Source organism: Streptomyces sp. NPDC053076, from assembly GCF_044546845.1.
Taxonomy (GTDB): Bacteria; Actinomycetota; Actinomycetes; order Streptomycetales; family Streptomycetaceae; genus Streptomyces.
This window is the reverse complement of the sequence record NZ_JBITZL010000001.1, coordinates 1,145,749-1,172,059: the sequence shown is the minus strand read 5'-3', so window position 1 is coordinate 1,172,059 and position 26,311 is coordinate 1,145,749. Positions and strand designations below refer to the sequence as shown.

The window sequence follows — 26,311 nt, the reverse complement described above, 5'->3', positions numbered from 1 at the left end:
GACAGGGCGCACCGTGGCCCGCCGGACGGGCGGTGCGCCCGCCGCGTCCGGGACCCGCCGCACCCGCTCCTCCGGATCGCCCACCGTGCCCCCTTCCGCGCGGCTCAGCCCGCCGCGTACACGTCCTCCACGTAGCGCCCGTCCGCCACGAGCGCGTCGAGCCACCGCTGGGCCGCGCTCTCGTCGGTGCCGGGGGTGCGTTCCCGGTACAGGGTACGGAACGCCGCACGGACGCCGGGTGCCATGCGGGCGCCGTCGCCGCAGACGTACACCCGGGCCCCGGCCGTGAGCAGCCGCCACACCTCGTCGGCCTCGGCGGCGATGCGGTGCTGGACGAAGGCGGCGCCGTTCTCGGGGGCCGCGCTGAAGGCGGGGCGCAGGGACACCGCGCCGGCCCGCTCGGCGGCCCGCAGCTCGTCGGCGTGCAGATAGTCGGCGTCGGGGGCGTCGCAGCCGAAGTAGAGGAGCGCCGACGGGAGTTCGCAGCCCCGGCGGCGGGCGGCCAGGCGGTCGGCGACGGCGCCCCGGAACGGCGCGAGTCCGGTGCCCGCGGCGACCATCACGACCGGTGCCGAGTCGTCGATCCGGAACGCCTCGCGGCAGGGCTGCACGCGCGCGTACACGGTGTCGCCGGGGCGCAGCGCGGCGAGATGGCCGGAACCGGTGCCGAGGTAGCGGCCCTTGCCGGAGCGGGCAGGGGCGTCGAGGACGGACACCATGAGGTCCGCGTGGCGGGCGTCGGCAGCCGGCGCGGAGGAGATGGAGTAGTGGCGGGGGCGCAGCGGGGTCAGCAGGTCGAGCAGGAGCGGCCAGCCGAGGGCGCCGCGCAGCGCGGGGTGGTCCTCGGCCAGCTCCACCAGGGTGCGCGGATCGTCGCCGGTGAGGGCGGCGAGGGCGGCACGCTCGGGCGGGCAGGGATCGGCCTCGGCGAGGAGGGCCAGCTGCCGGTCCGTCGGCCGCTCCTGCAACTCCACGTGGTGCGTGAGCAGTTCACGCGCTGTCAGCGGCCGGTCGACGGCGATCCGGTCGCGGCCGGGACGGGTGGCCCGGATGTCCAGCACGGTGTCGGCGTCGAGTCCGAACGCGGCGACGGCGCGGTCCACCAGGTCCGGGGCGTTGGCGGGCAGCACGGTCAGGTGGTCGGCGGTGCGGTAGGTGACGCCCTCCGGCAGGGCCACGCGCAGGAACCGCTTCGTGCGCGGGTGGCCCGGCGCGGTGAGGTCGTACGCCTCGGTGACCGTCATCGGGACCAGGCCGTGCCGTTCGGCGAGGGCGTCCAGCGGGCCCCCGGCCAGGGTGCGCACCGCGTAGGCGTGGTCGGGTTCGGCCGGTGTGCCGTTCCCGGCGTCCGGATCACCGTACTGCGTCAGGATCGCGGTGCGCAGCCGGGCGGTGAACTCCCGCACCGTGCCGGTGAGATCGCCCGAGGCGTCGGCGGCGGCGCGGTCGGTGAGCCGGGTGGCGCCGAGTTCGGCGAGGCGGGCGTCGACGCGGGTGGGAACCTGCTGGTAGGTGGCGGCCCAGTTGCGGTCGCCGATGCCCAGTACGGCGTAGCTGACGCCGGTCAGGTCGGGGGTGCCGTCGAGCCAGGCGGTGAAGGCGACGGCGTCGTCGGTGGGGCGGCCGTTGTAGGAGGCGGCGGTGACGACGACGGGCCGGTCGGTGGGCAGTCCGTCCGCATAGGCGTCCAGGGCGGCGACCTCGGTGGCGCAGCCGACGGCCGCCGCCTCGTCGGCGAGCCGGGCGGCGAAGTCCCGGCAGGTGCCGTAGTTGCTGCCGTGCAGGAAGAGGGCGCGGGTGCCGGGGCGGACCCGGGCCGGGAGGGTGTCCGGGGCCGGGGTGCGCGCGGCCTGCGCGGGGACGGCGCCGGGCAGCGGGGCGTGGCGTCGCTCGTCCGGGGTGCGCGGGGTGAGCGTGAGGGTGAAGCCCTCGGGCTTGAGGGTGAGGGTCTCCTTCACGGTGAGCCGGTAGCCGGCGTGGTCGTGCAGCCGGTAGCGGTGGACCAGCAGGGCGAGCAGCATGGTCGCCTCGTGCAGCGCGAACTGCCGTCCGATGCAGGCGCGTTCCCCGGTGCCGAACGGCTTGAACGCGTGCACCGGGCGAGCCGCCTCGGCCTCGGGGGTGAACCGCTCGGGGTCGAACAGCTCCGGGTTGTCGCCCCAGACGGCCTGGCGGTGCAGCATCGGCGCGAGCACGGTGACGGCCTGGCCGGCGTGCAGCGGGATCCGGCCGCCGAGGAGGGTGTCCTGGCGGGCGTGCCGGCTGAACGCGGCGGCCGTCGGCCACAGCCGCAGCGCCTCGTTGAGGACCTGACGGGTGTAGGTGAGCCGGCCGATGTCGTCGTACGTCGGCTCCGGGTCGGGCGTGTCGCCCCACAGCGCGTCGGCCTCGCGCTGCACGAGCCGGAGCACGGCGGGGTGCTTGGCGAGGTAGTACATGGCGAAGGACATCGCGCCCGAGGTGGTCTCGTGGCCGGCGATCAGGAAGGTGATGACCTGGTTGCGGATGTTGGCCGTGTCCAGGGTGGTGCCGTCGGCGGGGTGCGGGGCGCTGAGCATCAGTCCGAGCAGGTCCTCGGCACCGCTCTGGTCGGTGCCGGTACGGGCGGCGATGACGTCGTCCACGACGCTCGCCAGGTAGTCGGCGTCCCGCCGGAAGGCGGCGTCGGCCGCCGAGTGGTCCTGGCCGGGGGTGCGGGCCAGGCGGGTCATGCTCCACTCCAGGCAGCGGACCATCGCCTCCACGAAGGGGTGCGGCTCGCCGCGTTCGAAGGACCCGAAGTCGTAGTCGAACCCGGCCAGTCCGATGGTGTCGAGCGTCATGCGGGTCATGTCCTCGGGCACGTCGACGGGCCGGCCGGCCCGGGCCGCGTGGTCCCAGGAGTCGATGAGCCGCCGCGCCACCTTCAGCATGACGGGGTGGTAGGTACGCATCGAGCCGAGCGCGAAGGCGGGCATCAGGATGTCGTGCGCCTTGGCCCAGTTGGGCTCGTCGTTGTACGCCGTGAACAGGCCGTCGGCGGCGAACTCGCGTACGTTCTCCAGGGCGGGCCCCACGTGCTTGGCGAACCGCTCCTCGTCGGCCAGGTCGGCGACCAGGTCCGCGTCGGCGACGAACATCGCGTCCCGGCCGTGCAGCCTGCGCACCAGTACCGGGCCGTGGGTCCGCATCAGCTCCATGACCTGCTGGACGGGGGTGCGGCCGGGGCCCGTGGCGGTGATGTCGACGACGGGGACGCCGGGGACGGTACCGGCCGGCTCGGGGTGCAGTGCGGTGGGGGGCATGACGCGACAACTGCCTTTCGAGGAAGCGGACGTACGGCTTCCAGGGTGGTCGACGGGCAGGCCGCGCCGACGCCACGGCACTACACGATCGTGTAGTGGAAAATGAGCCGCGGGCCTTGCGCGGGACGCACGGCGGGCGCTGTCCCACCACCGGAGCCCGAGTCGGCGATGCGTCCCCCCGCCGCGGCTCCCGCTCGCCGAACCGCCCTGCGCGCTCATCGTGATCCCGCGCCACAAATCACCGACCGGCCCGTCGGCCGGCCGGTCGGGCGGTCAGCCGGTCGGTTCGGGCGGGCGGTCGGGCGGTCGGTCGGGTGGTCGGGCGGGCGGGCGGTCGGTCGGTCAGCCGACCGACGGGCCGGTCGGTGCGGCGCGGGAGCTGCCATGAAGGATGGCGGCGGAGCATGCCGGGCGCCGGCGGCGTGGTGGTGCGCGCGCACGGACGTCGAGTCGACCGAGACGTCCCAGTCGATCTCGCCGGCCGTGTCCGCCTCGGCCTGGATCCGCCGCAGGAGCATCTCCCACGTTCCGTCCGCCGACCACCGGCGATGGCGCTCGTGCACCGTCTTCCACGGTCCAAACCGCTCCGGCACATCGCGCCACTGCACGCCGGTGCGTATCCGGTACAGCACCCCGTTCACGACCTGACGATGGTCCCGCCACCTGCCGCAACGCCCGTTGCTCACCGGCAGAAGCGGCTCCAGCCGCTCCCACTGGGCATCTGTCAGATCACTCCTACTCCCCATAAACGTATCAACGACTGACTGATCGTCGGAACGTCGTCCAGCCCCCAGCGATGCTCGGTCCTGACCGCTGAATACGGTGGAGGGGCCCGGTTGAATGAGAGGACGCGAAGACGTGGATGTGTATGAGGCCGTCGACAGCCGCCGGGCCGTACGGGCGTTCAGCGATGAGCCGGTGCCCAAGCAGGTCCTCGAACGAGTGCTGACCGCAGCAACGCGGGCTCCGTCCAGCGGGAACCTCCAGCCGTGGCACATGTATGTCGTGAGCGGCGAACCCTTGGCCGAACTGAAGAGGCGCGCGACGGCCAGGGCACTGGCGGGAGACCCGGGTGATGAGCGGGAGTATCCGATGTACCCGGACGAACTGACCTCGCCGTATCTGGACCGCTTCTCCGCTGCGGCGGCTCAGCGATACGAAGCGCTGGGGATCGAGCGCGACGACCCCGACCGGCCCCAGAAGATCGCTGCCTTGAACTCGGAGGCGTTCGGAGCGCCGGTCGTCTTGTTCTGCTACCTCGACCGGACGATGGGGCCCGGACAGTGGGGTGATGCGGGGATGTACTTGCAGACGGTCATGCTGTTGCTGCGGGCGGAAGGGTTGCACAGCTGCCCCCAGGTGATGTGGACCATGTACCGCAAGACCGTCAGCCGAACAGTCGGAGCCGATGACGAGCTTGTGCTCTACTGCGGCATCTCAGTGGGATTTGAGCAGGAAGGCGTGCCAAGGCTGCGTACCGGGCGGGCGGACATGACGGAAACGGTGAGCTTCATCGGAGTGTGACCGCTGACGGCCGAGATCGACAGGACAGGGTCTAGTCCACTCGTCGGAACAGTCCAGGAACTGGCCGAGACGCTGACCGCTCTGGGAGGCCGGGTGCTGGAGTGGGACAAAGGTGGATGGGCTCTGATGGCTGATCCGAACACGCCGGACCAGCGGTTCTACGGGAACCTCTGGTCAACGGGCATAGAGGAGCCCCGCCCACGCGCCAGCAGGAGACACACGGACGGGGCTGCTGAGTGGCCAGGGCCTCGGCGTAGTGGTGTGATGTCTGGTTCGTGCCGATCCGCCAACTCGGGCCCGTGGGAAGCTGACCGCCCGACGAGGTCGCGGTGGCGTTACGGCTTTCCGCCGACGGGTGCGGGCTCGGGCTTTCCGAGAGGGATGTCGCGCATGCCACGCAATGGTGAGAAGAACAGCCACAGTCCCGCGCAGCAGCCGCCGGCGACGGCGATCCACAAGGTGGTCTGGACGCCGAGGGCGGTGGCGAGCGCGCCGCCGACCACGCCGCCCAGCGGCAGTGTGCCCCAGGTGATCCAGCGTGCGGCGGCACTGACCCGGCCGAGCATGTCCGGCGGGCAGGCGGCCTGGCGGTAAGTGGTCAGCGAGACACCCGCGACGGTGGAGGCGAAGGTCCACGAGATCCAGCCGAAGCCGAACAGCAGCACCCACCAACCGTGCCCGGCCAGCGGGATCAGCAGGCCGGGCAGGGACAGCACGGTCATCGAGATCCAGCTGATCCTCGCCGAGCCGACCTTCCGGGCGAGGTACCGTGCCGCCACGCCGCCGGCCACCCCGCCGACGGCCCCCAGCGCCAGCAGCAGTCCAACCAGGGCAGGACGCAGATGCAGCGTGCGGATCAGGAACACCGGGCCGAGGGTCTCCACCATGATGACGAAGAAGTTGGCTGTGCCGTTGAAGGCCACCGAGTTCCGCAGGATGGGGTCGCGGGTGACATAGGCGAGCCCCTCGCGGATCTGCGCCCACAGCCCGGGCCGCCGGTCGGCTTCGGCCGAGGGCCGGCGTCGCTCGCGGGTACGGATAGCCGTCAGCGAGCCCGCCGACAACGCGAAGGAGAGGGCGTCGGCGGCCATCGCCCCCGCGGCGCCGATCAGCGCCACCAGCCCCGCGCCCAGACTGGGCCCGGCAATTTGCGCGACCGACCGAGAGACGGCGACCTTGCCATTGCCGTCCATGAGCTGGTTACGGTCGAGCAGCACCGGCAGATAACTCTGGTAGGCCACCGAGAAGAATACGGAGAAGACGCTGGAGACCAGCGCGACGGCGTAGAGCTGGGCGAGCGTCAGCGCCCCGACTGCCTGCGCCAGCGGCACCGAGCCGATCACCAGGAACAGCGCGAGGTTGCACCAGATCATCAGCCGGAGCTTGGGGACCCGGTCCGCTATGGCCCCGGCCGGCAGTGCCACCAGCAGATACGCACTCGTCTCCGCAGCCGACAACAGGCCTACCTGGAATGCGGAGGCCTCCAACAGCACGACGGCGACCAACGGCAGGGCGAGGACGGTAACTTGCGACCCCATCTCGCTGACCGTCTGCCCACCCCATAACAGCAGGAAGTCGCGATGACGCCAGATCGAGGGATGTTTTCCGTTGTCATCAGGCATCCGCCCGATAGTGGCATCAGCCACAACCCATGTCCATGCCAGGGCCTCGGCGTAGGCGTGTGATGTCTGGCTCGTTGCCGATCCGCCAGCTCGGGCCTCTGGAACGCAACAGGCACGGGCTTCCAAGATCATGGAGTTCTCCACGCCCCATGGCCCCAGCGGAAGGCCATGCCTGCCGACGCATCATCCCCGATCCCGCCTGCTCTTGACCAGCTCCGCCATCAGCCCCAGGTTGCATCGGAGGAAGTCCCGGACCTGCTGGAACGGCTGTGCCAGGTGCCGGACCCGCGTGACCCGCGCGGGGTGCGCCACCCGCTGGCCGTCGTACTCGCGCTCACCGCCTGTGCCGTGCTGGCAGGGGCTACCTCGCTGCTGGCGGTCGGTGAGTGGATCGCTGATGCTCCCGCGCATGTCCTCCACCGGCTCGGCGTCGGCTCCGACCCACTCCAGCCCGGGCGAACCCCGCCGTCGGAGACCACGGTCGGCGGCTGCCGGCCCGCATCGATGGCGACGCGCTGGACCAGGCGATCGGCAGCTGGCTCACCGACCGCCGCCCCAAGTCGACCGGACTGCGGGGGCTGTCCGTGGACGGCAAGAGCTTGCGAGGCGCCCGCGTGGAGCATGTCGTCGGTGATGACCGGGGGCCGGCCGCCGTGCTTGCCCTTGCGGGCCGCGGTGTCGAGCCCTTCGAGTGTGGACTCCCGGATGTTCTCCCGCTCGGTCTCCGCCATCGCGGCGAAGAACGCGAACAGCAGCTTGCCCGGGCCGGTGGGGTCGTAGATGCCGGGCAGGGGTCCGGCGAGCATCTCCGGGATGAGGCCGTGGGCGGTGAGGTGGTCGGCGAGCGCGGTGAGCTCGGCGGCGTCGCGGCCGAGGCGCTTCATCTCGTACACGGTGAAGATGACCCGGCAGTGCGGGGCGTGCGCCTTGACCTCCCGCGCGGTCCGCAGCGCCTCCTCGAACTTGAGCCGTACACGGATGCGGGTGCTGATCTTCTCGGCGAAGATCTTGTCCCTCGGGATGCCGTGCCCCGCGAGCGCGTCGAGCTGCGAGTCGAGTTCCTGCCCGAGGTCGGGCAGCGGGCGTAGCCGATGCGGATGTCCGCGCTCGGCAGGTCCGGGTCGATCGGCGCCGGGGGCGGGGTGCCGGGCCGCGACGGCCGGCCCGGGCCGCGGTCGGCCGGGGTCGGCTCCCGCAGCGCCTTCTTCAGCCGGGGCACCAGGGTGAAGCGTCGGGTGTGGTAGGCGGAGGCGACCGCGCCGCCGCGCGAGCGGCACGGCGAGCCGGGCTGCGCGTCACACTTCGGACATGCGTGCTGTTCGACGTCGTCCGCGTCCGAGTGTCAAACACCGGGTGGAATCGACCGAGGGGTGATAGCGGCCCTAGCGGTCGAGGTTGGCGGATTGCTCGGATTCGCCGGGTGCGACTAGTCCTGTCTCGTAGGCGAGGACGACGGCCTGGGCTCGGTCGCGCAGGGTCAGCTTGGCGAAGATACGGGCCACATGTGTCTTCACCGTCGCTTCGCTCAGTGTCAGTTCCTGGGCGAGTTCGGTGTTGGACAGGCCCTTGCCCATGAGTGTCAGTACCTCGCGTTCGCGTGGTGTCAGCACGGCAAGGTCACGGTGGACAGCGGGTGGTGCCGAGCCCGGAGCGGTCCGGCCACTGGCGGAGGCGTAGCGTTCGACCAAGCGGCGGGTGATCGAGGGTGCGAGCAGTGCGTCACCGGTGTCGACGAGGCGTACGGCGGCTGCCAGATGAGCGGGCGTGACATCCTTGAGGAGGAAGCCGCTGGCGCCGGCGGCGAGGGCGGCATAGACGTAGGCGTCGAGGTCGAAGGTGGTCAGCATGATCACACGGCAGTCCGGCATCTGCGCGAGGATCTGGCGGGCGGCTTCCAGGCCGTCCATGTTCGGCATGCGGATGTCCAGGAGGACGACGTCGGGGCGTAGACGGCGGACGGCTTTGACGGCCTCGGCTCCGTCCGCGGCTTCGCCGACCACCTTGATGCCGCGTGCGGTCAGGATCAGGTGGAAGCCGGTGCGGACCAGCTCCTGGTCGTCGGCGATCACGACGCGGGGTGCAGGGCCGGTGGGTGTGGTCATGGCCGGTCCAGCGGGATGCGGGCGCGGACACGGTAGCCGCCGCCCAGGCGGCGCCGGGCGTCCAGGTCGCCGCCGTAGACGGCGACCCGCTCTCGCAGGCCGAGCAGTCCCCGTCCCGCTCCGTGGGCCTGGCCTGTGGCCAGATGGCTGCGAGGCCCGACAGCGTCGCCGGTAAGGGCGCTTGGTCCGCTGTTCAGGACTTCGACGCGCAGGTAGTGCTCCGCGTACCGCACTGTCACCTCGGCTTTCGCTCCGTCGCTGTGTTTGAGGGCGTTGGTCAGTGCCTCCTGGATGATCCGGTAGGCGGTGACGTCGATCCCGGTCGGCAGCGGGCGGGGCTCTCCGGAGATTCGCACCTCCACGGGCAGGCCGGCGAAGGCGATCCGGTCGATCAGCGGGCTGAGTCGGCTCAGGCTCGGCTGGGGTGCCAGGTCCTGGCCGTAGGGTTCGTCGTCGCCGCTTTGTGCGGGGGCGAGCAGGCCGAGCAGGTGCCGTAGCTCGGTCATTGCGGTCCGCCCTGCGCTCTCCACGGCGCTCAGTGCGGCCTCTGCCTCGTCAGGCATGGTGGCCAGCACCTCGCGGGCGGCCCCGGCCTGGACCACCATGAGGCTCACGTTGTGGCTCACGATGTCGTGGAGTTCGGCCGCGATCCTGGCCCGCTCGGCGTCAACCGCGGTCCGCGCCGCGCTCTCGCGCTCCCGCTCAAGCAGCCAGCCGCGCTCTTCGATGGCTGCTCGGTGCCGCCGACGCGCCCGGATGAGCGCCGCACCCAGGACGACGAGCGCGGCGCACGCCGTCGCCAATACCGCGACCAGCCAGATCAACCCTGAACTCCCCACCCGCACAAGCCTCGCAGCTCGGCATGCCCATCCGCGTCATGCTCCGGATCCAGTTCCCTACATCCCCAGGATGACCTGCGAGGCCGGTTACATCCGGCGGGGGACGTCGTACCGGTCGTGCCGCTTCTAGGTTCGTGCCATGACAACTGATCTGGACAGCTCCCCACAAGTCGTCGTTCGGCTGGACGATGTCCACAAGGAGTATGGCGACGCGAAGGCCCTGGACGGCATCGACCTGGAGATCCGCGCCGGGGAAGCAGTCGCGGTGATGGGGCCCTCCGGATGCGGCAAGTCCACACTGCTCAACATGGTTGCCGGCCTGGACCGCCCGACATCGGGAACGGTGCAGATCCACGGCCAGGACCTGAGGACGTTGAACGAGACGGGGCTGGCGCTGTTCCGGCGGCGACACATCGGCATGATCTTCCAGTTCTTCAACCTGATCGACGACCTGCCCGCACTGGACAACGTCGCCCTGGCTGCCCAGCTGACCGGCACGTCCGCCCGGCAGGCCCGCCGCCGCGCGCTGGAACTCCTCGACGAACTGGGCGTCGCCGACCGCAAGGACACCTACCCGGCCGCGTTGAGCGGAGGCGAGCGTCAACGAGTTGCCGTGGCCCGGGCGCTGATGAACCGCCCGGCCCTGCTCCTCGCCGACGAGCCGACCGGCGCGCTGGACAGCCGCTCGGGCGAACAGGTCATGGACCTGCTGATCGACCTCAACCAGATCGGGCAGACCCTGCTCATCGTCACACACGACCCGCACCTGGCCACCCGCTGCGCCAGCCGCCTGATCGAGGTCGCCGATGGCCGAGTGGCCCGCGAGAGCATGCTGGAGCCCACCGCATGAGCGCCGTGTGGAAGGCCTCGCAGGCAGCCGTAAAACGCCGCAGGCTCCAGACCTTCGTCATCGGGCTCGTGGTCCTGTGCTCCACCACGACCATCCTGCTCGGGCTGGCGCTGCTCACCGCAGCCTCAGCCCCCTTCGACAAAGCCTTCGACCAGCAACGCGGCGCCCACACGGTGGCGGCGTTCGACCCAGCGAAGGCGTCACGTGCGCAGCTGGCGCAGACGGCCCGCCGCCCTGGCGTCGAGGCCGCCGTCGGGCCCTTCGGGCAAGCCGTCCTGGAGATGCCCGACGACTGGCTGTGGATGTCGGCGGGTTCTCTCTCCGTCGTGGGCCGGGCCGATCCGGACGGCCCGGTGGACCGCATCCGTCTTCTGGAGGGCCGCTGGGCCACCGCTCCCGGTGAGATCGTCGTCAACTGGCCCGTCGACGGCACGCCCGGCCCCGGCCGGCTCGGCACCAAGCTCAAGGCCCGCGGAGCCCCGACCCTCACCGTCGTCGGCTTCGCCACCAGCATGAGCAAGTCGGCCGGGGCCTGGGTCTCACCCGAGCAGATGTCCCAACTGCACCCGGCCACCGTCCAGATGCTGTACCGCTTCACGAACGCCGCGACCGAGCAGGAGCTGCGTACCGGCCTCACCACAGCCACCGCCGAATTGCCCGCTGGTTCGCTGACCACCGCGCAGTCCTACCTCACCCTCAAGCGGGCCTTCTCCGCACAGGCCGATGCGTATCTGCCGTTCATGACTCTCTTCGGCGTCCTCGGCCTTCTGGTCTCCGTACTGATCGTCGGGAATGTCGTCAGCGGGGCGGTCGTTTCCGGGCACCGGCACATCGGCGTGCTCAAGTCGCTGGGCTTCACCCCGAACCAGGTGGTCGCGGTCTATCTGACGATGGTCTCTGTCCCCGCGTTCATCGGCTGCGCCATCGGCACCCTGATCGGCAACGCGCTGGCCGGCCCCATCCTGCAGGTGGCCTTCTCCGGCATCGAGACGGGCAGCGCCTCGATCGGTGTCAGCTGGTGGCCGTCCGTCGTCTGCCTGATGGGCATGCCCGCCCTCGTGGTTGTCGCCGCACTGATCCCCGCCGTACGCGCACACCGCCTGTCCGCGGCCCAGGCGATCACGGCAGGCAGCGCACCGCGGACCGGACGGGGACTGCGCATCCAGCGCCGACTCGGCGGAACCCGGCTGCCGCGTGCCCTGAGCCTGGGTCTTGGCCAGCCGTTCGCCCGACCGGGCCGGTCCCTGCTGACCATGGCGGCCATCGTCCTCGGGGTCACCACCGTGACCCTGACGACCGGTCTGACCAGCACCATGGTCGCCTACGGGAACGCCGGCAAGAGCGACGGGGCCGCCCGGGTCGACGTACAGGCCGGCTCGCCCGCGCGCGGCCGGACAGCTCCGAAACTGAGCGACCGGCAGACCGAACAACGACTGCGCTCCCTGCCTGGGGCGGATCAGGTGACCGTCCGCGCGCTCACCAAAGTGAGCCTCGCCGGGTATACGCAGACCGTATTCGCCAACTTCTACCGCGGGGACACCCAGGACCTCGCCTCCGAGATCGTCAAGGGGCACTGGCCAGCCGGTGCCGGGGAGGTCGCAGCCGGTCCGGCATTCCTCAATCAGCACGGGTTGTCGGTAGGCGACCGGGTCACCATCCAGCTGAACGGCAAGCAGGCGCCCGTCACCATCGTGGGTGAGCTCATGGAAGGCAACGCCCAGGCAATAGACTCCAATTGGCAGACGCTGACGCAACTGAACCCGACAACACCGGCTGCCGAGTACACCATCCGGCTCGCTCGCGGCGCCGACGCCCAGAGCTACATCACAGCGGTCAAGACGGCCGATCCGTCCCTCCGCCCCGCACTGTTGCGCTCGGACAACACCGCCACCACGACCGTTGTCGGCTTCGCGTCGGTGTTCACCGTGCTGCTGACCGTCGTCGCTGCGCTCGGGGTCTTCAACACCGTCCTGCTCAACATTCGGGAGCGACGCCGCGACCTGGGCATGCTCAAGTCGATCGGGATGACGCCGCGCCAGGTCATGGTGATGACCGTGTCGTCGGTTGCGGCTCTGGGAGTGGTCGGCGGCCTGTTGGGGATCCCTCTGGGGATCGTCGCGCACCGGCTGGTTGTGGACCACGTCGGAGTGGTCTCGTTCCCGGAATCCATGAAGCAGGTCTGGCACGTGCCACAGCTGGCCGTTCTGGTCCTGGCGGGCGTGACGATCGCCGTCCTCGGTGCGCTGATCCCGGCGAGGTCAGCAGCGCGGCTCACTATCGCCAAGGTGCTGCACAACGAGTAGCCCCTCTCCCTTCAGTGAGTACCTCCGCCGGACCGCCACGTCCTCATGATGCTGATGAGGGCGTACGGTCCGACGCCATCTGCTCGGTCTTCGCACCTGGCGCGGTGCGCGGGCCAGGCAGCGTGGCCTCCGGGGTGAGGTCGAGCCGGTTGTTCATGTCGAGCTCGAAACGGCCGTAGGGGTTCACGTGGGTCCACAGCAGCGGGGACAGGGCCCGCCGGTCGGCATCGGTGAGCCGCTCCTGCCACTTCTCCTCGCTCAGGATGCCCTGGAGGAGCAGCGTGTTGACGTGCACCAACGCCGACTGGAGCAGGTGCAGGGCGAGCATGGAGACCCGTCCGAGCCGTCCCGGACAGCTCGCCGTCACAACAGCTTGGTTTGATAATCTGTGGCGATGGACGAGGCATTGGACGAGGGGCCTTTCTTTCACGGCACAAAGGCCGGGCTGCGCGTCGGAGATCACCTCACCGCCGGTTTCCGCTCCAATTACCGGCCTGAAATCGTGATGAACCACATCTACTTCACCGCGTTGCGCGACGGCGCGGGACTCGCCGCGGAACTCGCCGCCGGCGACGGGGTCCCGCGAGTGTACGTCGTCGAACCGACCGGGGCGTTCGAGAACGATCCAAACGTCACCGACAAGAAGTTCCCTGGCAATCCCACCCGCTCCTATCGCAGCAGGGAACCGCTCCGGATCGTTGGCGAGGTCACCGACTGGACGCGGCAGACACCCGAAGCTCTCCAGATGTGGCGAGACCGGCTGGCCGCAATCCGTCTGGATGACCGCGCCGAAATCATCAACTAACCTTGATCTTTCGCGACGGTCCGCCGACGGAGTCGGTGGACCGTTTGCGTTCTGTGCCTGATGCAGAGCAAGCGTGGGCATCCAGGCCAGCAAGTCGAGGGCGATCGGGACGATCTCCAGCCAGATCTGGTTCTGCGCGGTGTCGTGCAGGGGCAGGTTGCGCAGGCCGGTGGCGCGGGCGTTTCGGATGCGGTCCTCGGCGCGGGCTCGTTGGCGGTGCCGCAGCTCGAGTGCCGCGATCGGCATGTCGGTGGTGTCGGTGGCGAAATAGGTCAGCCGCAGTCCGTCAGCGTCGGTTATGCGCAACTGGGCGCCGGGGTGCGGCCGTTCCTTGCGGACGATCAGTCGCATTCCCTTCGGCCAGCCCTTGAGACAGTCGCCGGTGATCTCGGCGACCCAGGCCCCGTCCCGGATCTCGCCGCCGGGCTCGACCGCTGCCGTCCAGGCCGGGGCGGGGACTTTGAGTACGGCCTGGTGAATCTGCTCGGTGGTGGTCATGCCTACGGAGTACGACGGCCACCGACCCCGCTTCGCGAGCCAGGCGACGAACTCGTGCGTTCCGCCTCCGGAGTCGGTACGAATCAGCGTCTGGCGTCCGCGCCGGTACTTCTTCGGCAGTTGGGCCAGCGCGAGTTGAGTGGTGGTGATGTGGTCGGCGGCGGTGTTGCTGCCCGCGTTGCCGGGCCTGAGCAGGCCGGCCACCGGCTCACCGCTCCCGCCGCTTCCGTGGTCGACGAAGGCCGTCAGAGGATGGTGCCCGAAGGTCTTCTTCCAGGTCGCGGTGGCGTCCTGCTTCTCGGAGTGGGCCGGCACGAGCACCCCGTCCAGATCCACGGTCACCTGCCTGCGACGTCCGGGGCCGCGTTCTTGGCCATGCTCCAGACACGCTCGCGGGCTTCGGCGCGCGCGTGTGGCTACGCCGAATCGCGGACAGGGCCTTCGGTCCAGCCGTGGCGAGGGTGTCGATGGGGCGGGAGAACGTCGGGTCGGAGGCCACCGGCCCGAACACGGTCGGCTCGGCCCGCAGCATCCCGGCGTCAGGACGTCGACAATCCTCATTCTTGCTGGTCAGAGGTACTTTTCGCTTATCTGACCACCCGTCGGACAGCGCGTTTCACGAGGGTGCGCGGTGAGGAGTTTCGAGGCTGCACGGGCTCCAATCGCAGCCGTCGGGTCGGCCAGGGTGCCGGCTCAGCCTGGCCGAACCAGATCCGGACGTCTTCCCCGGTCCGGACGGGCAAGCCGGGAAAGTCGTTCTCGGCGTGCTCGGTACGGTGGAGCGCGTGGCCCGGGCCCAGATGCCGGGCGGCGTACGCGTCGAAGTCGGCCGCGTCGGTCGGATGGCAGATGGTCGCGAGCACCTCGCTCGTGCCCGGCTCCGGTGTGAAGCACGGGCCGCGCAGCAGCAGGACGTCGTCGCTGTCGATCATGGTGGCGTTGGCGGTATCGCGGTGCTCCCGCCAGACCGGGCCGGTGTAGAACGCCTCCAGTGCGCGCCGGCGGTGCGCCATGTCGGGGAACGCGCGCAGCCAGACGAAGCGGTCCGGGTCGTCCAGGTCGCGGAACCGGCCGCCGACGGTGATGCCGACCGCCTGCTGACCGGTCACGAACTCGCGCTCGAACAGCTCGATCAGCGTCTCTCGGGCGCCGGGATGCAGGGTGTACTGCCGGAGTTCGACGATGCTCATGCGGTGGCCCGCCCGGTGTGTGAGGTCCAGGTCCAGTTGTCGTCCATGTGCCGCAGGTTAGGGCCGGTCTGCTGACATCAACTGTCAGTGGATACTGGGCGGCATGCGTGCGAGCCGGCTGGTCACCCTGCTTCTGCTGCTCCAGAACCGGGGCCGGATGACGGCCCGGCAGTTGGCCGAGGAACTGGAGGTCTCCGTCCGGACGGTCTACCGGGACGTCGAGGCGCTCGGTGCTGCCGGCGTCCCGCTGTACGGCGCGGCCGGGCACGCGGGCGGCTACCGGCTGGTCGACGGTTACCGGACCCGGCTCACCGGACTGACCGTGGACGAGGCGCGGGCCGCGTTCCTCGTCGCACTCCCCGATGCCGCTGCCGAACTTGGCCTCGGCGAGGCGCTCGCCACCGCCCGGCTCAAGCTGCGGGCCGCCCTTCCGGCGGAGCTGCGCGAGCACGCCGAGCAGATCCAGGAACGCTTCCTGCTCGACGCCCCCGGCTGGTACGGCGACGTCGACCGGGTGCCTCACCTGGCCGCGGTCGCCGCCGCGATGTGGACGCGGCGAGCGGTGGTGCTGCGGTACCGGCGCTGGCGGGCGCCGGAGGAGATCGAGCGACGGGTGGAGCCGTACGGGCTCGTCCTCAAGGCCGGCCGCTGGTACCTGGTAGCCGGTGGGCCGTCCGGGATCCGCACCTACCGAGTCGACCAGATCGTCGAAATCCGGCCGCTGGAAGAAGAGTTCGTCATCCCGGACGGGTTCGACCTGGCCAGATACTGGAACGTCTATCTGGCCGACTTCCGAGCGCGACTGCACACTGCGGACGCCCTGGTGCGGCTGACTCCGGAGGGCGCCCGTCTCCTCGGCGTGACACCCACGGGTGACGGGTGGACAGAGGTCCGCGTACCCATCGAGTCGATCGGCCACGCCCACCGGGACTTCCTGAGACTGGGCACGGAGGTCGAGGTCCTGGCACCGGCCGAACTACGCAACCGCATCGCCCAGACGGCACGAACCCTAGCCATCCGCTACGAAGGATGACCCCTGGGCAGGAGGTTCTCCCGGCCTGGGCACCGGCCGCCCGCACACGCGTGCAGGACCCGATATGCCTCTTCACCTGAGGAGGGCAGCGTTCCTGACCGCGCCAAGACTCCGAACAAGTTCCGTCGCGCCAGGTCAGCGGCATTCCTCACTTCGTTGATCACACGTCGGACAGCCACGCTCGTGAAAGCGCGAGGCTAAGGGTTGTTCCCTCCCCGTCGAGACGTCTGAGCCGGGGGAAGCGGGTGCGGCTTCGGCCGCCGGTCCGTCGAGTTGCCGCTGACCTGCCCCTTCCTCTTTGATGGCGGCCGACGGGCCGGGAGGTGCGATGGAAGCGGAGCGGGCCGACGCGGTGGTGTGGCGCAACCGTGCCCTGATGGTGTTCGACCGGGTGTCGGTGCCGGTGGCGGTCTGCGATGTGTACGGCCAGGTGGCGCTGGCGAACCCGGCGATGGCCGCCGAGTGCGGCACGACCCCGGGCCGGCTGCGCGGCCGGCAGGTGCTGGAGCTGTTCCGGCCGCAGGAGGCCGGCCAGGTGGAGCGGATCGCCGAGGCGCTGCGGCTGCGGCACCGCTCCCGCTACCAGGTGTCGGTGTGCTGGGGGGCGCCCGGCGGGGCCGAGCGGTACGGGGAGCTGACGGCGGATCCGGTGAGCGACAGCGTGGAGGAGACCCCGGCGCTGCTGGTGATGCTGCGGGTGCTGGGCGAGCGCCCCCCGGCGGCGCCGGAGCCGGTGCGGGCCGGCGCGGTGGAGCGGCGGGTGCTCGCCCTGCTGGCCGGGGGTGCCACCACCGCCCGCGCCGCCCGCGAACTGGGTCTCAGCAAGGACGGCGTCACCTATCACCTGCGCCGCCTCGCGGCGCGGTGGGGCGCGGCCAACCGCACCGAGCTGGTCGCCCGCGCCTACGCCTTGGGCGTACTGGTTCCCGGAGTCTGGCCACCGGAGGCGAAAGCCGCCGAGACTGAGCAGGAGTAGCGCGCCGTGCCCGCGCCCTCCGGTGCGCCGAAGCGGGCCAGGATGTGCCAGACCTTCTTCAGGTCCTGGAGGCCGTACCGGTTCAGGTCCTGGAGGCCGTACCGGCCGCTGCGGGCCGCGTCCCCGATGATCCGCGGAGTGACGAGGACGCGCTCGGCGATGAGGGCGCCGAGGCCGGCGTACTCCCGGCCGCGGTAGTCGGCGTACCGGCGCAGCGCGGTGACGGTGAGCCGGTGGCCGGGGTGCCAGACGAGCGGGATGGGCAGGCGCCGGGCCGCCGTCTCCACCGGCGTACCCCGGTAGCTCGCGTCCAGCACGAGCGCCTCCACGTCCCGTTCGAGCCGTACACCTCCGCGCACATGGGCCGATGTAATCGTGTGGCCCGGGTCGAGCGGCGGGCCGGACGATCCCGCCGTCACATGGTCCAGCGCCCGCCGGGCGCGCGGCGGCAGCCCGCACCGGAAATCCATTGGCCCACCCTCCCCTGACTAAATACGATAGCTGTGTACCTAGACCCCCTAGGCAGCAGCCATTGATCCGAAAGGACTCATCCATGAGATCGCTCACCGAGCAGGACATCCGCAACTCGTTCATCAACTGCTCCAAGGGCGAGGCCAAGCGGCTGGCCGTCCCGCGCGACCTCGATGAACGCCCGTGGGAGCACCTTGATTTCCTCGGCTGGCGCGATCCCGGGGCCCCCGACCGCAGCTATCTGGTCACCGAACGGGACGGCCGTGCCGTCGGCATCGCCTTCCGCTTCCCGGTCTCGCGGCGCGGCTTCCTGCACCGCAGCATGTGCTCCGTCTGTCTGACCACACATCCCGGCGGCGGGGTGTCCCTGATGACCGCGCGGAAGGCGGGAGCGGCGGGCCGCGAGGGCAACTCGGTGGGGCTGTACATGTGCACGGACCTGGCGTGTTCGCTGTACCTACGCGGCAGGAGGGTCGCGGAGTCCGGCGCCCGGTTCGAGGAGAGCCTGACCCTGGAGGAGCAGATCACCCGCGCGAGGAGCAACCTGTCCGCCTTCGTCGACAAGCTGTACGCGTGAACGGCGCCCACGACCGGGCCGCCGCCCCCGGCTGAGGCCCGGGGGCGGCACGGAACTCCACCGCACCCGGCCACACGCGAACACGTATGACTGAAAACAGTCGGCAAACGGCCACGTTCGATGCACCCGAGGAACGGGAACAGGCCAAGGGATGCTCGACGTACGAAAGTGGACCACGGGAACAGTGCGCCTGGTGCGGCGCCGCCGGGAGCCGGTTGTCGTCCAGACGCTGCGCTCGGCGACGGCCGCGACGATCGCCTACGTCATCGCGCTCCGGCTGAGCCCGGAGCCGGCCCCGCTCACCGCGCCGCTGACCGCGCTGCTGGTCGTCCAGGTGACCTTCTACGCCACGCTGACCAACGGCATCCGCCGGGTGAACTCGGTGGTCGCCGGTGTGCTGGTGGCCATCGCCTTCAGCGTGCTGGTGGGGCTGACCTGGTGGAGTCTCGCGTTGTTGATCGTCGCCGCGCTGGCCGTGGGACACCTGGTGCGCGTCGACGAGTACGTGGCCGAGGTGGCGATCAGCGCCATGCTGGTGCTCGGCGTCACCACGGTCGGCTTCACCGCGTGGGCGCGGATCGTGGAGACGTTGATCGGCGCGGTCGTCGGTACCGCCTGCAACCTGCTGCTGCCGCCCCCGGTGTGGGTGGACGCGGCGGGCCGGTCCATCGAGGACCTCGCGCGACGGGTGCGCCAGCTGATGCTGCGGATGGGTGAGGAGGCCGCGGGCCGGATCCCCTGGCAGCGGGCGGCCGAGCGGCTGCACGAGGCGCGCCGGCTCGACCACGACATCGTGCAGGTGGACGCGGCGCTGCGGCAGGCCGAGGACAGTCTGCGGCTCAATCCGCGGGTGAAGGAGGGGCTGCTGCACCGGGTGGTGCTGCGCACCGGTCTGGACACACTGGAGATCTGCACGGTGGTGCTGCGGGTGCTGGCCCGCTCCTTCACGGACCTGGCGAAGGCCCGCGGGCCGGAGGAACTGTTCCCGCCCCGGGTGGGGGCGACCGTGGAGCAGCTGCTGTCGGAGATCGCCGACGCGGTGGTCAGCTTCGCCGTGCTGGTGACCACCGACCTGAGCCAGAACGCCGAGTCGGCGGAGGCCAGGCTGTCGGCCGAGCTGCACACGGCGGCCGGCACCCGGGACCGGCTGGCCGAGCTGCTCCGGGAGGAGATCGACAAGGACTGGGCGAACTGGCAGCTGTTCGGGGCCGTGGTCACCGAGACGACCAGGATCATCGACGAGCTGAACACCGAGCACCGCACCCGACGCCTGCTGGAGGAACTGGACCGGGTCTCCCGCGAGCAGCGGGCCAGGCTGCCCCGGATGACCTGGCTGCGCGACCGGCTCGGTGTGCAGGAGGAGCTGTGGCGGAACCGCGCAGGGTTCGGTGAGCGTTATCGGTGAGGGAGCGCCGGAGCGGGCCGGCGCGGGAAGCGAGGGGCGGGCGGATGACCGGTTCCGGGGTCCGGATCGACGGCAACAGCCTGCGGCTGCCGGGCGGGGTGGTGGTGCGGTTCGTGCGCACCCTGCGACTGCCGGAGACCGGCACGCATCCGCTGCCGCCGGGGCTGGGTGAGTTCCCGGTCCGGCGGGTGGCCGATTACGCCGACCGGGTGCCGGACGAGTGGCGGGCGCGCGGCGGCGTGATGCTGCCGGTGTATCTGCGCGAGGCGATGTGGCTGAGTTTCGCCGGCACGTCGGAGCCGGCCGCGCTCCAGGTCGGCGTGGGCAAGGTGTGCGCGGTGTCCGGTGAGCCGTGGCGGAACCGGCTGTCCCGCCGCCCGCAGAACTACGTGGTGCTGCCTCGCCAGCCCTGGCTGGACGGCATCAACTCCGGCAGGGCACGGTCCGCCAGTTCGTGGCCGTACCGCTGGGGCTGGGCGCGACCGTGGAGGGGCAGGTCACCGGCGAGGAGGTGTGGGGCGGGGTGCAGCTCCAGTCGTTCCCGCTGAAGGAGGAGGTGCTTGCCGAGTGGCGGCGCCGGGAGCGGGAGCGGCAGCGGCAGACCGGCGCGGCCGGAGTGTTCGGCGGGTACGGCGGGTACGGCGCGCCCCTGCCGATGGCAGCGGCGGCGCCCGGTGGGCTCCCGCCGGCCGGGGCACCCGGGTCGCCGCCGCCCGCGCCCGCCGCGTCCTTCGGCGGGCCCCCGCAACCGGCCGCGCCCCGGCGGCGCGCCGCGGCCATGGGGCTCGGCGCGGGCGGCTCGATGCGGCAGGAGGTCTACGAGGACGACCGGTCTCTGGAGGACTGGTCCGGGGAGCCGGCCGGGCGGGTGTTCGTGCACCTGGTCACGCCCCCGGAGTGGCGCCGGATCACCGGCGAGGCGCCTCCGCCGTCGCCGGTGGACCGGGCGGCGTACACCCGGGCGGGCCTGCCCTGGTACGACTACTACGACGATGACGCCGACGACCTCGCCCCCACGGACACCCTGGAGGCCGTCAAGCCGGTCGGTGAGTGGCTCGGGGACGACACGGAGCCGTGGCAGGCGCCGTCAGCCGAGCAGGTGACACCGCTGAAGGACGCGCCGGGCAAGCCGGTCGAGGACGGTGAGTGGTAGGACCGCACGATCCGCTTGCGGATGCGGATGCGATGCGGATGCGGATGCGGGTGCCGGTGCGGGTCCGGGGTGCCGTGCGTGCGGGTGCAGTGCGGGGGCGGATGCAGGTGCGGGGTGCCGGTGCGAGCGGGCGCGGTGCGGCTGCGACTGTGGCTGCGGCTGCGGCTGCGGCTGCGGCTGCGGCTGCGGCTGCGGCGACTCTTGCTGTTGCAGCCTGCGCAACGCCCGTTGCCCGGCTTGCCCTTGGCGTGGGGCGCGGGCCAAGGTGTCTGTCACGAGCGGGGGCTACCGACGACCTGGGGTACGGCATGGACACGCAGGCACAGGCGGCTGGAGAGGGGTCTCCCCCGCCGAGGCGGAACCGGGAGCACGGTGCCGGCTGGACCAGGCGCCGGTTCGTCGGGGCCGCGGCCGGCGCGGCGGCCGTGGTGACGGTGCCGTCCCCGGCGGCCCCGCCGGCCGCCGGTAAGGCCACGGAGAGCGAGCCGAGGGCCGCCGCGCCGCCCCGGAAGCCGGCGGGACCGCGCCCGCTGTACATCGGCACCTACACCTCCGTCGAGGACGGCGGCACCGGTATCGGCCTGGCGTCGTACGACCCCCGGACGGGCCGGATCACCGGTTCGGGCACGCTCACCGGCATCCCCGATCCGTCGTACCTCGCCGTGCACCCGGACGGCCGCACGCTGTACGCGGTGGACGAGCGGCAGGACGGCGGGGTGACGGCCGTACGCCTCGCGGACCGGCGTGTCCTGGGCACCCGGAGCGCGGGCGGCGCGGGCCCCTGCCATCTGTCGGTGCATCCCACCGGGCGCTGGCTGCTGAGCGCGGACTACGGCTCGGGCAGTGTCGCCGTGCACCCGATCGACGCCTCGGGCGCCCTGGGCGAGCGCGCCGATCTGGTCACGCACACCTCCCCGTCGCCAGGTCCCGGTCAACAGGGGCCGCACGCCCACCAGTTCCTCACGAGTCCCGACGGCGGGCACGTCCTCGCCGTGGACCTCGGCACCGACACCGTCTACACCTACCGCCTCGACCCCGCGCAGGGCACGCTCAGGGAGGTGGGGCAGGCACACACCCGGCCCGGCGCGGGGCCTCGTCATCTGACCTTCCATCCGGGCGGCCGGTACGCCTATCTGGCCAACGAGGTGGACGACACCGTGGCCGTCTGTGTCTACGACCCGCGGTCCGGTCGGCTGGACATCGGCGAGCCGCAGGCGACCGGCTCGGACGGCGGCGAGAACTATCCGGCACAGGTCCTGGTGACGGCGAACGGCCGTTACGCGTTCCTCGCCAACCGGGGTCACAACAGCCTCGCGCGCTACGCCGTCGAGGGCGAGGGGGCCCGGCTGCGGCTGCTCGGCACCGTGCCGGTGGGCGGGGACTTCCCGCGGCAGATCGCGTTCTCGCCCGACGGTCGGCTGCTGTTCGCGGCGAACCAGCGCTCCGGCACGGTCACCGTCTTCCGGGTGGACACCGACGGCGGCGGGCTCCGGCCGGCCGGCGAGGCGTTCGCGTCACCCGTCGCCGTCTGCGCGCTGCCGCTGTAGTGCGCGGGGGCAGGCGGCCGCACCGGCCTGCGCCAGGAGGGCGTGCATACGTTCGGTGAGCTGGCCGACGTCGTCGGCGGGGCTGTGGAAGGGCAGCCGTACGTCCCCGTGCGCGCGGGTGCGCTCGATGCGCAGGGTCAGTCCGTGCCGGTCGACGGCGAGGGGCACCACCCGGGTGGCGGCGTGCAGGCTCTCGGGCCGCACCAGGCGGGTGAGCCGCTCGACGGCGTCCGGGTGGGCGTCGGCGAGGTGGGTGAGGAGCCGGGCCTCGGCGCCGGCGAGGGGGTCGGGCCGGGCGGCGGTGAACTCGTCCAGGTCGACGACCACGGGACCGGTGGCCTGCCGGAGCACCACCCGGGTGGGCCGCAGGAGCAGGCCGCCCTCGGACGGGGCGAACCAGCCGGACAGCCAGAGCCTGGCACGGATGCGGCTGCGCACCGGTACGGGCGCCACGTCGGCGAACTCCAGCAGGGCGGAGGGCTCCTGACGCGGGGCGCACAGGGCCGCGGCGAGCAGGCCGCTGTCGTCGGGCACGGCCAGCCGCACCGCAGCATCCTCGGTCACGGTGTGCGCGCCGGCATACTCCTCGCGCACACCGTCCGCGGTCACCGCGCACGACCACGTGGCGGCCAGTACCGAGCGTGCTCTTTCTGCCGCGCCCGGGGCGGCCGTCCAGTCCTGCCTGTCACCCATGCCGAGACCTCCTAAGGTAAGCCTTGCCTAACCTATCCGAGATCGAGGCGCACGCCAACCACGCCGCACCGGCGGACAGGGTTACGCGAGGACGCCCAGCAGGGCGCGGGCGCACAGATCGCGCACCTGCTCGCGGCTCGGCCCGCCCTCGCCGCGCAGCCATTCGAGGCAGACGGCGGTGGTGAAGGCGAGCCAGCCGCGCACCGCCAGGCGCACCTCGGGAGCGGCCCCGAAGACCGGACCGAACTCGGGATCGGCGGCGAGCGCGGCCAGGATCTGCTTCTCCTGCGCGGCCAGGGCCTGCCGGTAGACCCGGCGCACGGCCTGGTCGCCGGCGGCGTCGGCACGGTGGAAGGCGCGGAATCCGTGGGCGTGGGCCTCGACGTAGCCGAGGTAGGTGTCGAGGCCGGCGGAGAGCTGCTCGCGCACCGGCACACCGGGCTCGGCCGCCGTCATGCGCAGCATGCGCGCGCTCTCCCGCTCCACCACCGCGGCGAAGAAGTCCCGCTTGGTCGGGAAGTAGTGGTACAGCAGCCCTCGCGAGACCCCCGCGATCTCGGCGACCTGCTCGATCCAGACCTCGTCGTAGGGATTCTCCGAGAACAGCCGCGCGCCGACCGACAGCAGCTGCTCACGCCGCTCCTCGGTGCTGAGTCGGCGCCGGGCGCGCTCCCCCTGGTTCGCGGGCATGGCGCCACTTTACTTGACGTCGGTTCAACAGGGGGACCACACTGAAACCCGTTATTGAACCCACGTACAACACACGCGTCACAGTTCCAACCATCCGCTGGATCAAGGGAGATCGCGTCATGGCGGAGACGACGCAGACCACGGGGACCGGGCTGCCCAGGGGTTTCCGGAGCGCCGAGCAGGGCTGGCCCGAGCTGCACCGCATCCCGCATCCGCCGCGCCGGCTGCCACTGCTCGGCGATGTGCTCGGTGCCGACCGGCGCCGGCCGCTCCAGGACTCGATGCGGTTCGGACGCGAGCTGGGCCCGATCTTCCGGCGCCGGGCCTTCGGCAAGGAGTTCGTGTTCGTGTGGGGGGCGCCGCTGGTCGCCGACCTCGCCGACGAGTCACGGTTCGCCAAGCACGTCGGCCTGGGGATCGCCAACCTCCGGCCGGTGGCCGGGGACGGCCTGTTCACCGCGTACAACCACGAGCCCAACTGGCAGCTGGCGCACGACGTCCTGGCCCCCGGGTTCAGCCGGGAGGCCATGGAGGGCTATCACGGGATGATGCTGGCCGTCGCCGGACGGCTGACCGACCACTGGGACCGGCAGCTGGCCGCCGGAGACACGGTGGACGTGCCCGGCGACATGACCCGGCTGACCCTGGAGACGATCGCGCGCACCGGCTTCGGGCACGACTTCGGCTCCTTCGAGCGCAACCAGCCGCATCCCTTCGTGACGGCGATGGTGGGCACGCTCGGCTACGCGCAGCGCCTGAACAGCGTGCCCGGGCCGCTGGCCCCCCTACTGCTGCGCACCGCCGCCCGGCGCAACGCGGCCGACATGGCCTGCCTCAACCGGACCGTCGACGAGCTGGTCGCCGCCCGGCGCGGGTCGGGTGGCGGTGACGGGGACCTGCTGGACCGCATGCTGGCGACCGCGCACCCGGTGACCGGCGAGAAGCTGTCCGCGGAGAACGTCCGCAAGCAGGTGATCACGTTCCTGGTGGCCGGCCACGAGACCACCTCGGGCGCGCTCTCCTTCGCCCTGTACTACCTCGCCCGGCATCCCGAGGTCGCCGCCCGGGCCCGCGCCGAGGTGGACCGCGTCTGGGGCGACACCCCGCTGCCCGGGTACGACCGGATAGCCAAGCTGCGCTACGTCCGCCGGGTGCTGGACGAGTCGCTGCGGCTGTGGCCCACCGCGCCCGCGTTCGCCCGCGAGGCCCGGCAGGACACCGTCCTCGCCGGGGAGCATCCGATGCGCCGGGGCGCCTGGGCCCTGGTGCTGACGCCGCTGCTGCACCAGGAGCCGGAGGTGTGGGGCGAGGACGCCGAGCGGTTCGACCCGGACCGCTTCACGGCGGAGGCCGTACGGGGCCGCCCGCCCCACACCTTCAAGCCGTTCGGCACCGGCGCTCGGGCCTGCATCGGCCGCCAGTTCGCCCTGCACGAGGCGACCCTGGTCCTCGGCCTGCTCCTGCGCCGCTACGAGCTGCACGCCGACCCCGGCTACCGGCTGACCGTCGTCGAGCGCCTGACGGTGATGCCCGAGGGGCTGCGGCTGCGGCTGGAGCGACGGCAGCGCCCCGAGGGAACGCGGGGCGCTGCCGACCTGCTGGTCCGCCGCGCGGGCGCGATCAGCCACGGCGAGCCGCAGACGGAGGACGGCGCGTCGCGCCACCCGCACCTCACGGCACCGCCACCGGAGCCGTCGGCGTCAGCGGCCCGCTGTCCAGTGCGCCGGCCGGGTGACTGACCCGGGCAGTTTCGTGCCGGCGCTGCCCCGGGCCGCGTTGAGCTGAGGCTGGGTGAGGAAGAAGGCGCCGGTGAGGTCCGCGTCGGTCAGGTCGGTGTCGCGCAGGTCGGCACCGATGAGATCCGCGCCGCGCAGATCGGCACCGGTGAGATCGGCGGCGATCAGACAGGCACCGCGCAAGCTCCCCCCGCGCAGGTCGGCACCCTTGAGGCGGGCGCCGACGAGGTCCGCGCCCCGCCGGTCCTTGCCCTTCCCCTTGCCCTTGCCCGTGCCGCCGGCGCCGGCCCGGACCAGCTCACTGGTGCGCAGCAGCAGCACATTGACCTCCTGCCGGTGCGTGGCCACGTCCAGTGCGGCCAGCTCCTCGGGGCTCTGCCGGGTGAGCCGCTCGGTCTTCTCCAGCGCCTGCCGCAGCTCGGGGTGGACGGACCGGGCGGCGGCCAGGCCCAGCGCCTCCGTCAGATACCACAGCAGCTCGTGCAGCTGCCGGACGACCGGGAACACCTCGAACATCCGGCGCGCCTGCTCCTTCGGCCCGGTACGCCAGTCCTGCCCGCCGAAGGTCACCTGGGAGACCTTCTGGCCGGCGCCGAAGCAGTCGTAGACCGTGCACCCGGTGAAACCCTTCTGCCGCAGGTCGGCGTGGATGCCGCAGCGGTGGTCGCCCTGGAGGTTCGGGCACGGCTTGCCCGCCGGCTTGTTCAGCGCGAAGTCGGCGGAGCGGGCGAAGGGCAGGGCGACACAGCACAGGCCGAAGCACTGTGCGCAGTCGCCACGCAGGTCGGAGGGGTCGGTTATCTGGTCCGGCATGAGGTCCAGCCTACTGACCTGCGAGTCCGTCTCCCCCACCACTGCCCCCCGGCCCGGTTCGACCGCCTTGACCGGGCCGGAGACCGGCCGGCCCGGCCGCTTGCCCGTTCGTCCGGCCACAGTCGAGTGCCCGACGCCAGGGGGCAAGGGGCAAGGGGCAGGGGGCAGGGTCAACTCGTCGGAGGGGGCGGGCCCCCGGC

General features: G+C 71.7%; 20 protein-coding genes and 5 pseudogenes. 12 read left to right on the top strand and 13 right to left on the bottom strand.

All coding sequences use genetic code 11. The annotated features are described in order from the left end of the window. Positions 1 to 104 precede the first annotated feature (104 nt). Together ACIGYR_RS04745 and ACIGYR_RS04740 are read right to left on the bottom strand one after the other, a co-directional pair. Positions 105 to 3,284: a cytochrome P450 gene (locus tag ACIGYR_RS04745; RefSeq protein WP_399603027.1), complete on the bottom strand. Its 3,180-nt coding sequence runs from the start codon at positions 3,282 to 3,284 to the stop codon at positions 105 to 107. 359 nt (positions 3,285 to 3,643) lie between these two features. Then, positions 3,644 to 4,030: pseudogene (locus ACIGYR_RS04740) on the bottom strand (IS5 family transposase); the annotation flags it as partial. A 112-nt stretch (positions 4,031 to 4,142) separates the two neighbouring features. Here ACIGYR_RS04740 and ACIGYR_RS04735 point away from each other — a divergent pair. Then, positions 4,143 to 4,808: a nitroreductase gene (locus ACIGYR_RS04735; RefSeq protein WP_399603025.1), complete on the top strand. Its 666-nt coding sequence runs from the start codon at positions 4,143 to 4,145 to the stop codon at positions 4,806 to 4,808. A gap of 335 nt (positions 4,809 to 5,143) precedes the next feature. Here ACIGYR_RS04735 and ACIGYR_RS04730 read toward each other — a convergent pair whose 3' ends face one another. Next, entirely contained in the window at positions 5,144 to 6,430 is a 1,287-nt protein-coding gene (locus ACIGYR_RS04730; protein WP_399603023.1) for an MFS transporter, read from the bottom strand. A 168-nt stretch (positions 6,431 to 6,598) separates the two neighbouring features. On the opposite strand from ACIGYR_RS04730, the gene ACIGYR_RS04725 reads away from it, so the two are divergent. Beyond that, positions 6,599 to 7,210, top strand: coding sequence for a transposase family protein (locus ACIGYR_RS04725; protein ID WP_399603242.1), 612 nt, complete (start codon positions 6,599 to 6,601; stop codon positions 7,208 to 7,210). Here ACIGYR_RS04725 and ACIGYR_RS04720 read toward each other — a convergent pair. From ACIGYR_RS04720 to ACIGYR_RS04710, 3 genes and pseudogenes are all read right to left on the bottom strand, one after another. Then, positions 7,144 to 7,707 (bottom strand): annotated as a pseudogene (locus ACIGYR_RS04720) (recombinase family protein); the annotation flags it as partial. The gene ACIGYR_RS04725 and the pseudogene ACIGYR_RS04720 sit on opposite strands and share 67 nt — an antisense overlap. 105 nt (positions 7,708 to 7,812) lie before the next feature. Continuing rightward, the gene (locus ACIGYR_RS04715) at positions 7,813 to 8,532 is read right to left on the bottom strand and encodes a response regulator (protein ID WP_399603020.1); all 720 of its coding nucleotides are present in this window, start codon (positions 8,530 to 8,532) and stop codon (positions 7,813 to 7,815) included. After that, positions 8,529 to 9,356 carry a sensor histidine kinase gene (locus ACIGYR_RS04710; RefSeq protein WP_399603018.1) on the bottom strand — a complete coding sequence of 276 codons (828 nt, stop codon included), beginning with the start codon at positions 9,354 to 9,356 and terminating at the stop codon, positions 8,529 to 8,531. Before ACIGYR_RS04710 ends, ACIGYR_RS04715 begins: the two co-directional genes overlap by 4 nt. A gap of 154 nt (positions 9,357 to 9,510) precedes the next feature. Here ACIGYR_RS04710 and ACIGYR_RS04705 point away from each other — a divergent pair, with 154 nt between their 5' ends. Further along, positions 9,511 to 10,221, top strand: a complete 711-nt coding sequence (locus tag ACIGYR_RS04705) for an ABC transporter ATP-binding protein (RefSeq protein WP_399603016.1) — start codon at positions 9,511 to 9,513, stop codon at positions 10,219 to 10,221. Then, positions 10,218 to 12,524 carry an ABC transporter permease gene (locus ACIGYR_RS04700; RefSeq protein ID WP_399603013.1) on the top strand — a complete coding sequence of 769 codons (2,307 nt, stop codon included), beginning with the start codon at positions 10,218 to 10,220 and terminating at the stop codon, positions 12,522 to 12,524. Before ACIGYR_RS04705 ends, ACIGYR_RS04700 begins: the two co-directional genes overlap by 4 nt. 43 nt (positions 12,525 to 12,567) lie before the next feature. On the opposite strand, the gene ACIGYR_RS04695 is transcribed toward ACIGYR_RS04700, so the two are convergent. Beyond that, on the bottom strand, positions 12,568 to 12,852 hold the full coding sequence (locus tag ACIGYR_RS04695; RefSeq protein ID WP_399603239.1) for a Tn3 family transposase: 285 nt from the start codon (positions 12,850 to 12,852) through the stop codon (positions 12,568 to 12,570). Positions 12,853 to 12,918: 66 nt separating this feature from the next. Between ACIGYR_RS04695 and arr the strand changes: the two genes are divergently transcribed. Beyond that, entirely contained in the window at positions 12,919 to 13,329 is a 411-nt protein-coding gene (gene arr / locus ACIGYR_RS04690) for an NAD(+)--rifampin ADP-ribosyltransferase (RefSeq protein WP_399603237.1), read from the top strand. 108 nt (positions 13,330 to 13,437) lie between these two features. On the opposite strand, the pseudogene ACIGYR_RS04685 reads toward arr, so the two are convergent. Both ACIGYR_RS04685 and ACIGYR_RS04680 read right to left on the bottom strand, forming a co-directional pair. Continuing rightward, positions 13,438 to 14,388 (bottom strand): annotated as a pseudogene (locus ACIGYR_RS04685) (IS1380 family transposase); the annotation flags it as partial. A 26-nt stretch (positions 14,389 to 14,414) separates the two neighbouring features. Beyond that, positions 14,415 to 15,017 (bottom strand): NIPSNAP family protein, encoded by a 603-nt coding sequence (locus ACIGYR_RS04680; RefSeq protein WP_399603011.1) that lies wholly within the window; start codon positions 15,015 to 15,017, stop codon positions 14,415 to 14,417. A gap of 103 nt (positions 15,018 to 15,120) precedes the next feature. On the opposite strand from ACIGYR_RS04680, the gene ACIGYR_RS04675 reads away from it, so the two are divergent. Both ACIGYR_RS04675 and ACIGYR_RS04670 read left to right on the top strand, forming a co-directional pair. Beyond that, positions 15,121 to 16,050 (top strand): helix-turn-helix transcriptional regulator, encoded by a 930-nt coding sequence (locus ACIGYR_RS04675; protein WP_399603008.1) that lies wholly within the window; start codon positions 15,121 to 15,123, stop codon positions 16,048 to 16,050. Positions 16,051 to 16,378: 328 nt separating this feature from the next. Beyond that, positions 16,379 to 17,026, top strand: coding sequence for a PAS domain-containing protein (locus ACIGYR_RS04670; RefSeq protein ID WP_399603005.1), 648 nt, complete (start codon positions 16,379 to 16,381; stop codon positions 17,024 to 17,026). On the opposite strand, the pseudogene ACIGYR_RS04665 reads toward ACIGYR_RS04670, so the two are convergent. Beyond that, positions 16,954 to 17,391, bottom strand: a pseudogene (locus ACIGYR_RS04665) (DUF3626 domain-containing protein); the annotation flags it as partial. The gene ACIGYR_RS04670 and the pseudogene ACIGYR_RS04665 sit on opposite strands and share 73 nt — an antisense overlap. Positions 17,392 to 17,579: 188 nt before the next feature. On the opposite strand from ACIGYR_RS04665, the gene ACIGYR_RS04660 reads away from it, so the two are divergent. From ACIGYR_RS04660 to ACIGYR_RS04645, 4 genes and pseudogenes are all read left to right on the top strand, one after another. After that, positions 17,580 to 18,074 carry an FBP domain-containing protein gene (locus ACIGYR_RS04660; RefSeq protein WP_391837766.1) on the top strand — a complete coding sequence of 165 codons (495 nt, stop codon included), beginning with the start codon at positions 17,580 to 17,582 and terminating at the stop codon, positions 18,072 to 18,074. Between the two features lie 151 nt (positions 18,075 to 18,225). After that, on the top strand, positions 18,226 to 19,479 hold the full coding sequence (locus ACIGYR_RS04655) for an aromatic acid exporter family protein (protein WP_399603001.1): 1,254 nt from the start codon (positions 18,226 to 18,228) through the stop codon (positions 19,477 to 19,479). A 44-nt stretch (positions 19,480 to 19,523) separates the two neighbouring features. Further along, positions 19,524 to 20,632, top strand: a pseudogene (locus ACIGYR_RS04650) (hypothetical protein). Positions 20,633 to 20,940: 308 nt separating this feature from the next. Then, positions 20,941 to 22,179, top strand: coding sequence for a lactonase family protein (locus tag ACIGYR_RS04645; RefSeq protein ID WP_399602998.1), 1,239 nt, complete (start codon positions 20,941 to 20,943; stop codon positions 22,177 to 22,179). Here ACIGYR_RS04645 and ACIGYR_RS04640 read toward each other — a convergent pair. Both ACIGYR_RS04640 and ACIGYR_RS04635 read right to left on the bottom strand, forming a co-directional pair. Beyond that, the gene (locus tag ACIGYR_RS04640; protein WP_399602995.1) at positions 22,147 to 22,872 is read right to left on the bottom strand and encodes a DUF2470 domain-containing protein; all 726 of its coding nucleotides are present in this window, start codon (positions 22,870 to 22,872) and stop codon (positions 22,147 to 22,149) included. The genes ACIGYR_RS04645 and ACIGYR_RS04640 overlap by 33 nt on opposite strands. Before the next feature lie 81 nt (positions 22,873 to 22,953). Next, entirely contained in the window at positions 22,954 to 23,562 is a 609-nt protein-coding gene (locus ACIGYR_RS04635; protein WP_391837776.1) for a TetR/AcrR family transcriptional regulator, read from the bottom strand. Positions 23,563 to 23,681: 119 nt separating this feature from the next. Here ACIGYR_RS04635 and ACIGYR_RS04630 point away from each other — a divergent pair, with 119 nt between their 5' ends. Then, entirely contained in the window at positions 23,682 to 25,301 is a 1,620-nt protein-coding gene (locus ACIGYR_RS04630) for a cytochrome P450 (protein WP_399602991.1), read from the top strand. Here the strand turns inward: ACIGYR_RS04630 and ACIGYR_RS04625 are convergent. Beyond that, positions 25,263 to 26,111 (bottom strand): pentapeptide repeat-containing protein, encoded by an 849-nt coding sequence (locus tag ACIGYR_RS04625; RefSeq protein WP_399602989.1) that lies wholly within the window; start codon positions 26,109 to 26,111, stop codon positions 25,263 to 25,265. The two genes, ACIGYR_RS04630 and ACIGYR_RS04625, sit on opposite strands and share 39 nt — an antisense overlap. Positions 26,112 to 26,311: the final 200 nt, after the last annotated feature.